Raw genomic sequence first — 13,181 nt, forward strand, 5'->3', positions numbered from 1 at the left:
GGTTATATGACTCAGGAAATCACGCTAACATGTTATTCGCTGCCTGCGGCCCCCGGACTGGATAACATCAAATTTGAAAAGGGGCGCGAGCACGACCGCCAGGCGCTGGGATTTATTCTGCCAGCGAATACGCAGCTGCAAATCCGCCAGCCAAATAACAACGCCGGTAACGCCAGACTCCGTCTGCTGTGCAATGACTCAGCGTGTGAGAAATCGCTTACGCTGAACGGCAACTGGCAAACGATCAGCACAACGGTCGATTCCGTTCCCTTTATTGATACCCTCTTTTTTGCGCAGGGCGGTGAGTTTTCGGTGATCTACCGACAGCCAACCAGCAATAAAAATTTGCCACACTGGCGTAAGGGGCAATCCGAAGACACTTTTTTCCAGACCTGGGAAGAACAGGCGTCGCCTTTTGCCCTACTGGAACTGGACCGCGTGCGTTTTCTGCTGCCCTGGGCGGATCGCGCTAATGTCATCAACGCCGGTATCACCGCGCTGGATGCGTACTATACGCGAGTGATCGACGCCTATAATGACTGGACTGGTCTCAGCGATAGCCCTGCTTCGCCGCTTAATCAAAATGTCGCTAACCGCTATTTTATTAAAGCGGATAAACACGGCGTCGGCGCGGCTTATTATCTCCCCTGGTGGTGCGCGCAAACGGCAGCAACATTAAGCCAGGGGTGGATCGATAATGTCGCCACGCAGTGGACGATTCTGCATGAAATCGGTCACGGCTATCAGGGCGTCTTTATGAATGACGTCGACCTGCCAGTCGGTGAGGTGTGGAACAACATTTACGCCGCGTTTTTCCAGCAGCTTAACCTGAACCAGGGGAACCATCTTTATACCGACGGCTGGCTCTATGATTACGGGCGGCAGCCTGAGCAGGAGTTGCAATTCATTACCCATCTGCGGAATCGCACGCCGATTAGCGCCTGGGGCGTCCGACCCCGTCTGCAATTTCTGATGCTGATGTTATTTAAAGGCGGAACAGAAGCCTTCCGGGTGTTTAACCAGAACTACCGCGCGCTGGGTGCTGGCGAAAACTTTTTGCCCTGCGAGCATCGCCTGACCGATCTGCTGGCGGACGCCATCGCCACAGCCTCAGGTTATGACGTCGCGCCGTTTATTCAGCTGTGCGGCTTACCGGTCGATGCGTTCACCCGCGAGCAGATCGCCGCACAGGCGGTAAAACCCGTCTGGCCGCTTTACGATCTGCTGCCGGAGCGCGAATGGGAAAGCGCGCGCCAACAGTTGGGGCTGGACTCTTTTGTCTGGCTGGTTGAAAACGCCGAGCTGGCGGCGCTGAACAAAACGGGAACGCTCACGCTAACGCTGAATATCGATCAGCCGGAGCAACTTTATGGACGCGCCTTAACGCTACACGACAACGCCGGCAACACGTATACATTGACCGTCAACGACAGTACGCTCACGTTAACGCCCCTGCCCATTGGCATTTACCATCTCACCCTGCCCAAAGGGCGATCGCAGAAATACCGCCCGGACACGGACTATGTGGTTATCCGCGAAGGGGAAAACGCACTTACCGTTAATTTCACCGTCTTGCAGGACAGCGCCGCGCATAACGAGCAGTTGATTTTCCTCGGCTACGGTGACATGCCCTTCGCCCGTTTGGCCGTGGATCATGAGGCCAGACAATTAGTTCTGGATATCACGAACGCCACGCCGCACAGCTACTTCGCGAATACCTTATACGCCAGCATAACGGTGTTAACCGCCAGCGGCGAAAAGGTTTTTGAACGTAAGATGAACGGAACAAACTGCGCCACCGGAAAAATTGTGGTGCCGTTTAGCGACCACTACCATCTTTATCTTTATCATGCCGAGCCTGGCCGCCTGAAAGCCTCGCCGGGCTATCTGACATTGGTCTCGTCGACGAAATATCAGTTACTGCGTCTTGATAGCGAAGGGCTTTATCATTTTTCGCTCAACAACGATCCTGCCGCAGATCTCCAGGCTATGTTTATCCATCGCGCAGATGCTATCCGCGCCTGCCCTTCATTGATGGCGCAACCTTATGCCGCTTGCAAAAACGATCTCTGGCTGATGCTCTCCCACATTGAAGAGCCGACCCGTAGCGCGTTAATGCGCGACAGCGTTGATGTGCTGCCGACGGATAACAGCGAGCCGGGCGAAGGCATCGGTAAAGGCGTGACGTTGCAGTTACGCGGACAAGGCGACAGAACGTTTTGCCAGCTTGCTTACGATAATCGGCAACAGCGCATGACAATAGAAACACTGGCCGGGCAGCCTCATCCCTACTATACCGCGACATACAGCACGCTCACGGTGAAGGAGGAGTCCGGCGAGGTTATCTATAGCCGTCATTATGATGGCATCACCCACTATTCAGCCGATAGCGATACGGTTGTTTTGCAAGCGGGAATGTACATTGAGCTCTTCCATGACGAACCTTACCGTTGCAACGCCATCAATGAAACGACCGGGCAAAACGTCACGCTGAAAAAACACAACCGCTGGCGCGTGGTGAGCGATGGGCTGGAGGTCGACTCACCGGAACAAACGGAAGAGAAAAATACCTCCGATGCTGCCGCATTATATGGCGATAAATTCAGCTGGCAGCTTATTGGCAAGGAAGAAAATGGTTTTGCCAGTATGGAAATAGACATCCGTGCGCAACAATTCATCTTTACCGCATACCCAATTGTGCCGCATAGCGACTTCGCAACGGAATATGCGGCAGTGACGATTTATAATACGCGCGGTACGGTGGTTTACCGTCAGTCGATAAAAGGTTCGGTGCAGCTTGGCGGCTATACTGACGTCTGCGGGCTGGGTGAGGATTATACGATTGAGGTCTTTCATGCCGAGGGCGCAGACCAGTCGGTTATCCGCAACCCGCTCAATGGCGAAAGCTGGCCGCAGCCGCAACACGTGATCTGGCAGGTCACGGCGCGGGGATTGCAGCGCCTGACCACGAATTAACCCCACCCCATCACAGCGTCTTCGGGCGCTGTGAGATTACGTTGTCGAATGGCGGTTTTGCCTAATCCGGCCTACTACTTCGCCCAAGTTCCCTGCTCTGGTCAGCGAAGCGCCGCCGGACTTAACGCTGTTCATCCAGTTGTAGCGCCACATACAGCAACAGCCGATCGTCAAAATTTCCCAAATCCAGCCCGGTCAGTTCCGAAATACGATTTAGCCGATATTCCAGCGTGTTACGATGAATAAACAGCGCCTTAGAGGTCGCCAGCGGCTGGACATTATGGCGAAACCACGCCGTCAGCGTCCGACGTAATAATCCGTTGTTATCCATCGCTTTGAGTTTTACCAGCGGGCGCGCCAGCTCATTGGCCTGCCAGCCGCCACGCAGGCTATCTAACAGAACCGGCAGCATCAAATCCTGATAAAAATAGCTGCGGCTTTCTGGCATCCGCTGTTTGCCGACCATCATCGTGGTGCGCGCCGTGCGGTATGAGCGTGCAATACTGCCCGGCCCGGTAAAGTAATTGCCCAGCGCCACGCGAAAACGTAGCTGACCATTCTCTTTCATTCGCGAGATAAGCTGCTCTACGCGCTTACGATGATCTTCAGCATCCCAACGACCAAACGAGTTTAAGGCGGGTTTGAGCACCACCATCTCGGTGAGAGACACAATGGCTATCAGGTTGTTACGCTCCGGCGTGGTAAGCGCATTCTGCAACTGCTGAAGTTCCGCCATTGCGCTATCGACGCCAAGCTGGCCGCTGTCGACTTCCACCACCGCCGCCACACGCGGCTGGTTCAAATCGATCCCCAAACGCTGCGCCCATTCCACCAGCGCCGGCGTATTTTCTTCGGCCTGAATCAGGTTCATCACCAGCTCTTCACGCAAACGGCTATCCTGCGCCAAAAGGTGCATTAACCGCGACTGCTCCAGCATCATTTCGGCAGTCATACACACCAGTTCGCCATATTTACGCAGATGCTCTGGTTCGCCGGTGAGGCCGATCACGCCGACAATTTCGCCCTCAAGGCGTAAGGGAAGATTAATCCCCTGACGTACCCCGTGCAGGTGTCGCGCCACGGCGTCGTCGATATCCACAACCCGGCCCTGTGACAGCACTAACAGCGCGCCTTCGTGCAATTCACCAATACGTTCCCGATCGCCGCTGCCGATAATGCGCCCGCGGGCATCCATTACGTTGATATTGGTATCGATGATGCGCATAGTGCGCGCCACGATATCCTGCGCCATTTTGGTATCAAGATGCCAGCCAGCCATAAATCCCTCCTGTGAGCAGAGCACAAGCATAAGGAAGATGACAAGTCTCGACATTGTGCAAATGCACAAAACGGTGCAAATAAGTATGGAGTTGTGGGGGGTTTCACAGAAAAGTGTTGCCCCCTTCCATGGCGGAAGGGGGACAAAGGTGATTACTGCATCAGCAAATAAATAGAACTATCACCACGCTGAATATTCAGTGCCAGCACCGACGGCTTGCTGTCGAGAATCTTACGCAGCTCGGCGATATTTTTCACCGGCTGCTGGTTAGCGCCGATAATGACATCGCCTTTTTTGAGGCCAATTTGCGCGGCGGGTGAGTTCGCTTTCACGCTGCTCACCACAACGCCTTTATCCTGGCCTTTATTGCTCATTTCAGCGCCTTCAATCCCGCTGAAGATGGTGCTGGAATCAACCTGACTCTGGCTGCTCTGTTGCAGTTCCAGATTAACCGTAATCGCTTTACCTTCACGCAGCAGACCGAGGCTGATTTTGCTGCCGACCGGCATAGTGCCGACCTGAGCGCGCAGCGCCGCAAAGCTGCTGATCGGTTTACCGTTCAGCGAGGTAATGACATCCCCGGCTTTGATACCCGCTTTCGCCGCGGACGAATTCGGCATCACCTGGCTGACGAACGCGCCACGCTGGGCGTCGACTTTCATCGCTTTCGCCAATTCGGAATTCAGCTCAGTCCCCATGATCCCCAGTTCGCCGCGTTTCACCTGGCCGTATTCCACCATCTGCGACGTCAGGTTTTTCACCATGTTACTGGGGATAGCGAAGCCGATACCGATGTTGCCGCCGTCCGGCGCCAGAATCGCGGTGTTAATACCGATCAGCTCACCGTTCAGGTTCACCAGCGCGCCGCCGGAGTTACCGCGGTTAATCGCGGCGTCGGTCTGAATAAAGTTCTCGTAATTTTCTACGTTCAGGCCGCTACGCCCCAGCGCCGAAACGATACCTGACGTCACCGTTTCGCCCAGACCAAACGGGTTACCAATAGCGACGGTATAATCCCCTACGCGCAGCGCGTCGGAGTCCGCCAGCTTAATCGCCGTCAGGTTCTTCGGATTCTGAATTTGAATCAGCGCGATATCAGAACGTGGATCTTTGCCCACCACTTTAGCATCGAATTTACGTCCATCGCTAAGCTGTACTTTAATCACGCTGGCGTTATCAACCACGTGGTTGTTGGTAACGACGTAGCCCTTCGCGGCGTCAATAATTACGCCGGAGCCCAGCGCCATGAATTTCTGTTGTTGACCGCCGTTGCCGCCGTTACCGCCGCCCTGGCAGAACGGAGAATTCTGGAACGGAGAACCGTCCTGGCAGAACGGGGAGTCATCGCCAAAGAACTGCTGGAAATTACGCGGCATACGCGGCGTATTCACCGTGGTGCTACCTTCTACATTAATACTGACCACCGATGGCATCACTTTTTCGAGCATCGGTGCCAGGCTTGGCATCTGCTGGGCAGTCATTGCTGAAGAGGACGTTTCAGCCGCCGTGGCAGACAGAGGCGACAATGCCAAACCTAAACTCAGAGCCAGTGCACTCATTGCTAATGTGGTTTTTTTCATGTGTTTCAATCTCGATTAACAGGTAACGCAAAATTGCTGTGTACGTCAGATTCATTTTATAACGCGAAGTTCCGGAACAAAGTTTCTGGAAAAAGTAAAAATTTATTGTCCATCTTTACAAAAGTCCATTTACTGTTCGACCGCCATCAAACGCCGATATTCATCCCATGCGTAAAGGTCAGTCATCCCGCTGATATAATCCTGAATCAACCGACAGCGATAATAATATTCCAGTACCGGGTACTCCGCCGAATCCGTAGGTAATTTACTGACGACTTCCACGTAGGCCAAACGATGGCGCGTAGAAAGTTTCTGAAATAAGCGCGATTCTATGGGGAAGCGTTTCAACCGTTCTTTTTCCACCAGCTCGCGAAAGTCGTTAAGCGACAAACTTAATAGCGGCTGATAGATATCTAATAACCCGCTGATCACCCGGTATCCCTGTAGTTCAAGCTGTTCTACATCCGGATGGCTAAACACATGTTCAACCGCCACATTCTTATAGAGTTCAAGCAGGCGGCTAAAACCGCTGGCATCTTCCAGCAACGCCTGATTGAAGGTACCGGCAAAAATCTGCGGCAAATTATCAATAAAACGCTGAGCGGCATAGGGCACCAGTTTATTTAATGTATTTACCCGTAAATACATAAAAAACTGATCTTCGGTACTGCGGCTTAATGTATTGGCGCGTGATTTTTCCCACGCATTTCCTACCACCAGCTCAAACAGCGAATCCTTCTCATGGTGGCCCCACGCGTGATATAAATGGTGGTAAAGCTGCTCAACGCTAAAGATTCTTTTCTCTACCGCGTCTTCAAGATCGGCAACACAATAAGAAATATCATCTGCGGCTTCCATAATCCACGTTAATGGAAAGCGACTGTAAGGCGCTAACTGCAGTTCTTTACGTAACCTCGCAATATACTTCTCTTCAGAAAGATAATAGCCCGGTTTCTTCATTAAATAGCGATGGGAATCCGGCACCGGCCCTCGCCACCATGCCGGACGGGTATATTTTAAAATTCCGCCAACCTGCGCCCAGGTAAGATTCATCCGCATGAGCGTATGTACCAGACGAATTCCCTGTGCATTGCCTTCAAAATGGCAGATATCCTGACGTACCTTGCGGCGAATATCGTTCAGATTTTCTTCGCCTTCCTGTAACCGTAGCGAGGAAACCACACAGCGATCATGCGTGAGCGGCTGACTTTCCGCATCTTCCGGATGCAGCCGCTGACGAAACCAGTCATTGATCGCCGCCTCGCCAAAATGACCGAACGGCGGATTACCGATGTCGTGCATCAGGCAGGCCATTTCCACAATACTTTCAAAGGGACCGGTCAGCGCATCCAGACCGTACTCCTCCAGTCGGTTTTGCTCTTTCAGGCGGCTTAAAATCTCTTTCGCGATATAACGCCCTACCTGCTGCACTTCCATCGAATGCGTCAGGCGAGTACGCACCGCGGCATTGCGCTCCAGCGGGAAAACCTGCGTTTTTTGCTGCAAACGGCGTATAGCCGGAGAGTTGATAATCCGCCCGCGATCGCTTTCAAAAATCCGCAGGATCTCATGTTCCGTCTTTACGCCCTGCGGTGAACGATAACGACGATGCCAGTTAATTTTATTTCGGAAATCGATCGATGCCATATTCTCTCCCCGCCTGAGAAATGCGCTTCCCCATAAGCGCATGATAAACTATGCCCTCAAAACTGACTTATCGCGAGTAAATCTATGAAAATCGGCATCATTGGCGCAATGGAAGAAGAAGTTACGCTGCTGCGTGACAAAATTGACAACCGTCAGACGATTACGCTGGGCGGCTGCGAAATTTACACCGGCCAGTTGAATGGCACCGAAGTGGCGTTGCTGAAATCCGGTATCGGTAAAGTCGCGGCGGCGCTGGGCGCAACGTTGCTTCTGGAGCACTGCAAACCGGACGTGATCATCAATACCGGTTCCGCAGGCGGTCTGGCGTCCACGCTGAAGGTCGGCGATATCGTCGTCTCTGACGAAGCGCGTTACCACGACGCTGATGTGACCGCTTTCGGCTATGAATACGGGCAATTACCGGGCTGTCCGGCCGGATTTAAGGCCGATGACAAACTGATCGCCGCCGCGGAATCCTGCATCAGGGAGCTGAATCTGAACGCGGTACGCGGCCTTATTGTTAGCGGCGACGCGTTTATTAACGGCTCCGTCGGGCTGGCAAAAATTCGGCATAACTTCCCCGACGCGGTCGCCGTAGAGATGGAAGCCACCGCTATCGCACACGTCTGCTATAACTTCAACGTGCCGTTCGTGGTGGTACGCGCTATTTCTGACGTGGCCGATCAGCAATCGCACCTCAGCTTTGACGAATTCCTCGCGGTGGCGGCGAAACAGTCGACTCTGATGGTCGAGACGCTGGTACAGAAACTGGCGCATGGCTAAGCAAATGTTCAGGGCGCTGGTCGCCCTGCTGCTTACGCTCCCGGTGTGGCTTTACGCTGCGCCGCGCGTCATTACCCTCTCTCCCGCCAATACGGAGCTCGCTTTTGCCGCCGGGATTACGCCCGTTGGCGTCAGCAGCTATTCCGACTACCCGCCCGAAGCGCAAAAAATAGAACAGGTCTCTACCTGGCAGGGAATGAATCTGGAACGCATTGTGGCGCTGAAGCCGGATCTGGTCGTCGCCTGGCGCGGCGGTAATGCGGAACGCCAGGTAAACCAACTGACGTCATTAGGTATTAAGGTCATGTGGGTGGACGCGGTAACCATCGAACAGATCGCCGACACGCTCCGTCAACTGGCCGCCTGGAGCCCGCAGCCGGAAAAGGCTCAGCAGGCAGCGCAGACATTGCTAAACGAGTACGCCGCGCTCAACGCCGAGTATGCCGGTAAAGCTAAAAAGCGCGTCTTTCTTCAGTTTGGCATGAATCCTCTGTTTACCAGTGGTAAAGGGTCTATTCAACATCAGGTTTTGACGACCTGCGGCGGAGAAAACGTCTTTGCTGACAGCCGCGTGCCGTGGCCGCAAGTCAGCCGTGAGCAGGTGCTGGCAAGGCATCCCCAGGCTATTATCGTGGCCGGAAAAGCGGGCGAAATTCTCAAAATTGAACAATACTGGGGAAACCTGCTAAAAATTCCGGTTATTCCGCTTAACAGCGACTGGTTTGAACGCGCAAGCCCGCGTATTATCCTCGCCGCAAAACAACTCTGTAATGCGCTTTCACAGGTGAATTAGAGCCTGTCTTACCAGGCTCCCAGTGGGGATTCGACAATGCTCGTCTATTGGCTGGATATTGTAGGCACGGCTGTATTTGCTATCTCTGGCGTGTTGCTGGCCGGGAAATTACGTATGGACCCGTTCGGCGTCCTGGTGCTCGGCGTCGTTACTGCCGTCGGCGGCGGGACAATCCGCGATATGGCGCTGGATAACGGCCCGGTATTCTGGGTTAAAGATCCTACCGATTTGGTCGTCGCCATGGTCACCAGTATGCTGACCATCCTGCTGGTTCGCCAGCCAAGACGTCTGCCGAAATGGATGTTGCCGGTACTGGATGCGGTCGGGCTGGCGGTGTTTGTCGGCATTGGGGTGAATAAAGCCTTCCTCGCTGAAACGGGGCCATTAGTGGCAGTCTGTATGGGCGTGATTACCGGCGTCGGCGGCGGGATTATTCGCGATGTTCTGGCACGCGAGATTCCCATGATCCTACGCACCGAAATCTATGCCACGGCCTGTATTATCGGCGGGATTGTTCACGCCACCGCGTTTTATACGTTTTCAGTACCGCTGGAAAGCGCCAGCATGATGGGTATGGTCGTCACGCTGTTCATTCGGCTGGCGGCCATTCGCTGGCATTTGAAATTGCCGACGTTTGCACTGGATGAAAACGGACGTTGATATTGTTTTGCCCGATGGCGCTACGCTTATCGGGCCTACAGGAAAGATGTTGTAGGCCGGATAAGACGCTCGCGTCGCCATCCGGCACAACGAACAGCAATCAAATGCTGAAGGAAGAGCCACACCCGCAGGTACTTTTCGCATTCGGGTTGGTTACAATGAAGCGGGAACCTTCCAGACCTTCGGTATAATCCACCGAACCACCCACCAGATACTGCAAACTCATCGGGTCAACCACCAGGCCAACGCCCTGTTTTTCGATGGTCATATCCCCTTCGTTCACCTGATCGTCAAAGGTAAAACCATACTGGAAGCCGCTGCAACCACCGCCGGTGATATACACGCGCAGTTTCAGATTCGGATTATCTTCGTCAGCGATAAGACTTTTTACTTTATTCGCTGCTGCGTCGGTAAACTGCAGCGGCAGCGCTACGTCATCACTCATATTTTGCTCCAAACGACATCGGTAATTGGATAAATTTTCACCCAATATTGGCAGTCATTATCTAATACCCTGGTAATTCGTTCAAGTATTCTCGCCCGCAGGCGCATTCTGGTTTTTCGCCGCCTGTTCCGCATCCTGCTTCGCCAGAGTGCGCGCCAGGATGGTTGAGTATAACGGTTTCCCGCCCAAAAACTGGGCTAATAGTGTCGCGCCAAGACAGGTGATAATCATTGGCAAAATGAGCTGGTAGTTATCGGTCATCTCCAGCACCAGCACAATCCCCGTCAGCGGGGCGCGCACCGACGCCGCCATCAGCGCCCCCATCCCGGCAATCGCAAAGGTACCGGCCTCCAGGTGATACTGCGGAAAAAGCACTGCCGCCGCCATACCGAAGGCCGTACCAAGCAGCGTTCCCAGCGCCAGCATCGGGGCGAAAATGCCCCCCGGCGCGCCGGAAGAAAAGCAAAGCAGCGTCGTGACCACCCGGGTAATAAAGATGAACAGCAGTAGCCCGACGCTAAAATTACCTGCCGCGGCGATAGGAATAAGGTTAAATCCGCCGCCTGCCGCTTCCGGCTCAATCAACCCCAGAATACCGCACAGGCCGCCGATCGCGCCGCCCATTAGCACCCATTTTTTTATTTCGCCGCCATGAAAGCGCTGAAACATATCCTGGGTACGCAGCACCAACGAATTAAATACCGGCCCGACGCAGCCAAAAATAATACCGAGGATAAGGTATAACCACAGCGTGTTAACCGGCGCATCAGACAGTTTGCCGACTTCAATAATCGGCGCTTCGCCGTTAAATATGCGGAACACAATGCTCGACATGATGACGCCGGTAAACACCGCTTTAATCGAAATCAGGTTGTAGCGAAACTGCGGGCGCATCTCTTCAATAATAAACAGGATACCCGCCAGCGGCGCGTTAAACGCCGCAGAGAGCCCCGCCGCCGCGCCGGTCGCCAGCAACGTATGCCGCGCTTCGGCGCTGCGCATACGAAAAACATCCAGCACCATGCGCCCCAGGTTGCCCCCGATTTGTACCGTTGGCCCTTCGCGCCCTAATACCATTCCTGCGCCCAACGTCCCCATCCCGCCGATAAACTTCACCGGCAACACGCGCCACCAGCGCACCGGACGTAACTCCTCCAGCGCGCCTTCAATTTCCGGGATACCCGAGCCGCCGGCTTCCGGCGCAAATTTTCGCACCAAAAAGTAGCCGACCATCGCCAGTAACGCCGAAAGGATAAAGGCCAGCGGCCAAAGCAAAAACGCATGGTCCGCGACCTGAACCAGCGCGCCAATGCGCATGTTTTGTACCCAGGAAACCGCCTTTTCAAAGGCGACGCCAACCAGTCCGGTAAGCGTGCCGACAACGGCCGCCATGAACAGGATGGCCAGCGGCGTTTTATCCCGCTGCATTAACCGGCGAATCTGATCTCTGCGCCGTAAGCGCACAATTTGCTGAGCTAAAAAGGTGGAAGTGTCTGTTTTCATCAGAAGATCATTAATTGGTAATACAAATCTAAAGTCGGCATTCTACTCGCCAACGCCGTGAAAATCCCCTGCAAATCGTATTGTTTCAAATGCGTAAAACTTTCATAACCTTCTCTGAATAACTTAGAATAGCGGGTATTCACTTTTTCTACGAACCAGGAATCTTTCCATGAGTAAGTCTGAAAATCTCTATAGCGCGGCCCGCGAGCTGATCCCCGGCGGTGTGAACTCCCCTGTTCGCGCCTTCACTGGCGTGGGCGGCACCCCGCTGTTTATCGAAAAAGCGGACGGCGCGTATCTGTACGATGTCGATGGCAAAGCGTATATCGACTATGTCGGTTCCTGGGGGCCAATGGTACTGGGGCATAACCACCCGGCTATCCGCAATGCGGTGATCGAAGCTGCGGAGCGCGGTTTAAGCTTCGGCGCGCCAACCGAAATGGAAGTGAAAATGGCGGAACTGGTCACCAACCTGGTGCCGACCATGGACATGGTGCGCATGGTGAACTCCGGTACCGAAGCGACGATGAGCGCTATTCGCCTGGCGCGTGGTTTTACTGGCCGCGATAAGATTATCAAATTCGAAGGCTGCTACCACGGCCACGCAGACTGTCTGCTGGTCAAAGCCGGTTCTGGCGCGCTGACGCTCGGTCAGCCGAACTCGCCGGGCGTGCCGGCAGATTTCGCGAAACATACGCTGACCTGCACTTATAACGATCTGGCGTCAGTGCGCGCGGCGTTTGAACAATATCCGCAGGAAATCGCCTGTATCATCGTCGAACCCGTGGCGGGCAATATGAACTGCGTCCCGCCGCTGCCGGAATTCCTGCCAGGTCTGCGCGCCTTGTGCGATGAGTTCGGCGCGCTGCTGATTATCGACGAAGTGATGACCGGTTTTCGCGTAGCGCTGGCCGGAGCCCAGGATTACTACGGCGTCGTGCCGGACCTGACCTGTCTGGGTAAAATCATCGGCGGCGGGATGCCGGTAGGCGCGTTTGGCGGTCGTCGCGATGTAATGGATGCGCTGGCGCCGACGGGCCCGGTTTACCAGGCGGGCACCCTTTCCGGCAACCCGATTGCGATGGCGGCCGGTTTCGCCTGCCTGAATGAAGTCGCCCAGCCCGGCATTCATGAAACGCTGGATGAGCTCACCACCCGTCTGGCGGAAGGTTTGCTGGAAGCTGCCGAAGAAGCGAATATTCCGCTGGTCGTCAACCACGTCGGCGGCATGTTCGGGATTTTCTTCACCGACGCTGAGAGCGTAACCTGCTATCAGGACGTGATGGCGTGCGACGTTGAACGCTTTAAGCGTTTCTTCCACCTGATGCTGGAGGAAGGCGTGTATCTGGCGCCATCGGCGTTTGAGGCGGGTTTTATGTCGGTCGCACACAGCATGGACGACATTAATAGTACTATTGACGCCGCGCGCCGGGTGTTTGCGAAATTGTAAAGGATGAATTGCCGGGTGACGATTACCCGGCCTACATTCTACGCCGTAGGCCGGATAAGGCATTT

At 54.3% G+C, this 13,181-nt stretch carries 10 protein-coding genes; 5 read left to right on the forward strand and 5 right to left on the reverse strand.

Annotation, left to right across the window (positions count from 1 at the left end; all coding sequences use genetic code 11):
* Positions 1-6: 6 nt before the first annotated feature.
* Positions 7-2,976: a putative mucin/carbohydrate-binding domain-containing protein gene (locus J4645_RS13535; RefSeq protein WP_023214795.1), complete on the forward strand. Its 2,970-nt coding sequence runs from the start codon at positions 7-9 to the stop codon at positions 2,974-2,976.
* A gap of 121 nt (positions 2,977-3,097) precedes the next feature.
* Here the strand turns inward: J4645_RS13535 and cdaR are convergent, their stop codons facing one another.
* The 3 genes from cdaR to dgt all read right to left on the reverse strand — a co-directional run bounded on the left by cdaR (position 3,098) and on the right by dgt (position 7,482).
* Entirely contained in the window at positions 3,098-4,255 is a 1,158-nt protein-coding gene (cdaR, locus tag J4645_RS13540; RefSeq protein WP_000929420.1) for a DNA-binding transcriptional regulator CdaR, read from the reverse strand.
* Positions 4,256-4,407: 152 nt separating this feature from the next.
* Entirely contained in the window at positions 4,408-5,835 is a 1,428-nt protein-coding gene (degP, locus tag J4645_RS13545) for a serine endoprotease DegP (RefSeq protein ID WP_000753958.1), read from the reverse strand.
* Positions 5,836-5,964: 129 nt separating this feature from the next.
* Positions 5,965-7,482 (reverse strand): dGTPase, encoded by a 1,518-nt coding sequence (gene dgt / locus J4645_RS13550; protein ID WP_000146450.1) that lies wholly within the window; start codon positions 7,480-7,482, stop codon positions 5,965-5,967.
* A gap of 84 nt (positions 7,483-7,566) precedes the next feature.
* Between dgt and mtnN the strand changes: the two genes are divergently transcribed.
* From mtnN to J4645_RS13565, 3 genes are read left to right on the forward strand one after another with little or no spacing between them, the layout of a single operon-like run.
* Complete coding sequence (gene mtnN, locus J4645_RS13555; protein WP_000689822.1) at positions 7,567-8,265, forward strand: 5'-methylthioadenosine/S-adenosylhomocysteine nucleosidase; 699 nt, start codon at positions 7,567-7,569, stop codon at positions 8,263-8,265.
* Positions 8,258-9,058: a vitamin B12 ABC transporter substrate-binding protein BtuF gene (btuF, locus tag J4645_RS13560; protein WP_001118843.1), complete on the forward strand. Its 801-nt coding sequence runs from the start codon at positions 8,258-8,260 to the stop codon at positions 9,056-9,058. Before mtnN ends, btuF begins: the two co-directional genes overlap by 8 nt.
* Before the next feature lie 36 nt (positions 9,059-9,094).
* Positions 9,095-9,718: a TRIC cation channel family protein gene (locus J4645_RS13565; protein WP_000964234.1), complete on the forward strand. Its 624-nt coding sequence runs from the start codon at positions 9,095-9,097 to the stop codon at positions 9,716-9,718.
* 100 nt (positions 9,719-9,818) lie between these two features.
* On the opposite strand, the gene erpA is transcribed toward J4645_RS13565, so the two are convergent.
* Together erpA and clcA are read right to left on the reverse strand one after the other, a co-directional pair.
* Positions 9,819-10,163, reverse strand: coding sequence for an iron-sulfur cluster insertion protein ErpA (gene erpA, locus J4645_RS13570; RefSeq protein WP_001278668.1), 345 nt, complete (start codon positions 10,161-10,163; stop codon positions 9,819-9,821).
* A gap of 81 nt (positions 10,164-10,244) precedes the next feature.
* Positions 10,245-11,666 (reverse strand): H(+)/Cl(-) exchange transporter ClcA, encoded by a 1,422-nt coding sequence (clcA, locus tag J4645_RS13575; protein ID WP_000845430.1) that lies wholly within the window; start codon positions 11,664-11,666, stop codon positions 10,245-10,247.
* A gap of 169 nt (positions 11,667-11,835) precedes the next feature.
* Here clcA and hemL point away from each other — a divergent pair, with 169 nt between their 5' ends.
* Complete coding sequence (gene hemL / locus J4645_RS13580) at positions 11,836-13,116, forward strand: glutamate-1-semialdehyde 2,1-aminomutase (RefSeq protein WP_000045251.1); 1,281 nt, start codon at positions 11,836-11,838, stop codon at positions 13,114-13,116.
* Positions 13,117-13,181 lie beyond the last annotated feature (65 nt).

Origin of the sequence: Salmonella sp. 32082101201600294FB01SM01 (assembly GCF_017572865.1) — a bacterium.
Classification (GTDB): Bacteria; Pseudomonadota; Gammaproteobacteria; order Enterobacterales; family Enterobacteriaceae; genus Salmonella; species Salmonella enterica.

Coding starts and splice junctions, on each gene's coding strand:
- J4645_RS13535 (WP_023214795.1), top strand. CDS start 7: ATGACTCAGGAAATCACGCTAACATGTTATTCGCTGCCTGCGGCCCCC.
- cdaR (WP_000929420.1), bottom strand. CDS start 4,255: ATGGCTGGCTGGCATCTTGATACCAAAATGGCGCAGGATATCGTGGCG.
- degP (WP_000753958.1), bottom strand. CDS start 5,835: ATGAAAAAAACCACATTAGCAATGAGTGCACTGGCTCTGAGTTTAGGT.
- dgt (WP_000146450.1), bottom strand. CDS start 7,482: ATGGCATCGATCGATTTCCGAAATAAAATTAACTGGCATCGTCGTTAT.
- mtnN (WP_000689822.1), top strand. CDS start 7,567: ATGAAAATCGGCATCATTGGCGCAATGGAAGAAGAAGTTACGCTGCTG.
- btuF (WP_001118843.1), top strand. CDS start 8,258: ATGGCTAAGCAAATGTTCAGGGCGCTGGTCGCCCTGCTGCTTACGCTC.
- J4645_RS13565 (WP_000964234.1), top strand. CDS start 9,095: ATGCTCGTCTATTGGCTGGATATTGTAGGCACGGCTGTATTTGCTATC.
- erpA (WP_001278668.1), bottom strand. CDS start 10,163: ATGAGTGATGACGTAGCGCTGCCGCTGCAGTTTACCGACGCAGCAGCG.
- clcA (WP_000845430.1), bottom strand. CDS start 11,666: ATGAAAACAGACACTTCCACCTTTTTAGCTCAGCAAATTGTGCGCTTA.
- hemL (WP_000045251.1), top strand. CDS start 11,836: ATGAGTAAGTCTGAAAATCTCTATAGCGCGGCCCGCGAGCTGATCCCC.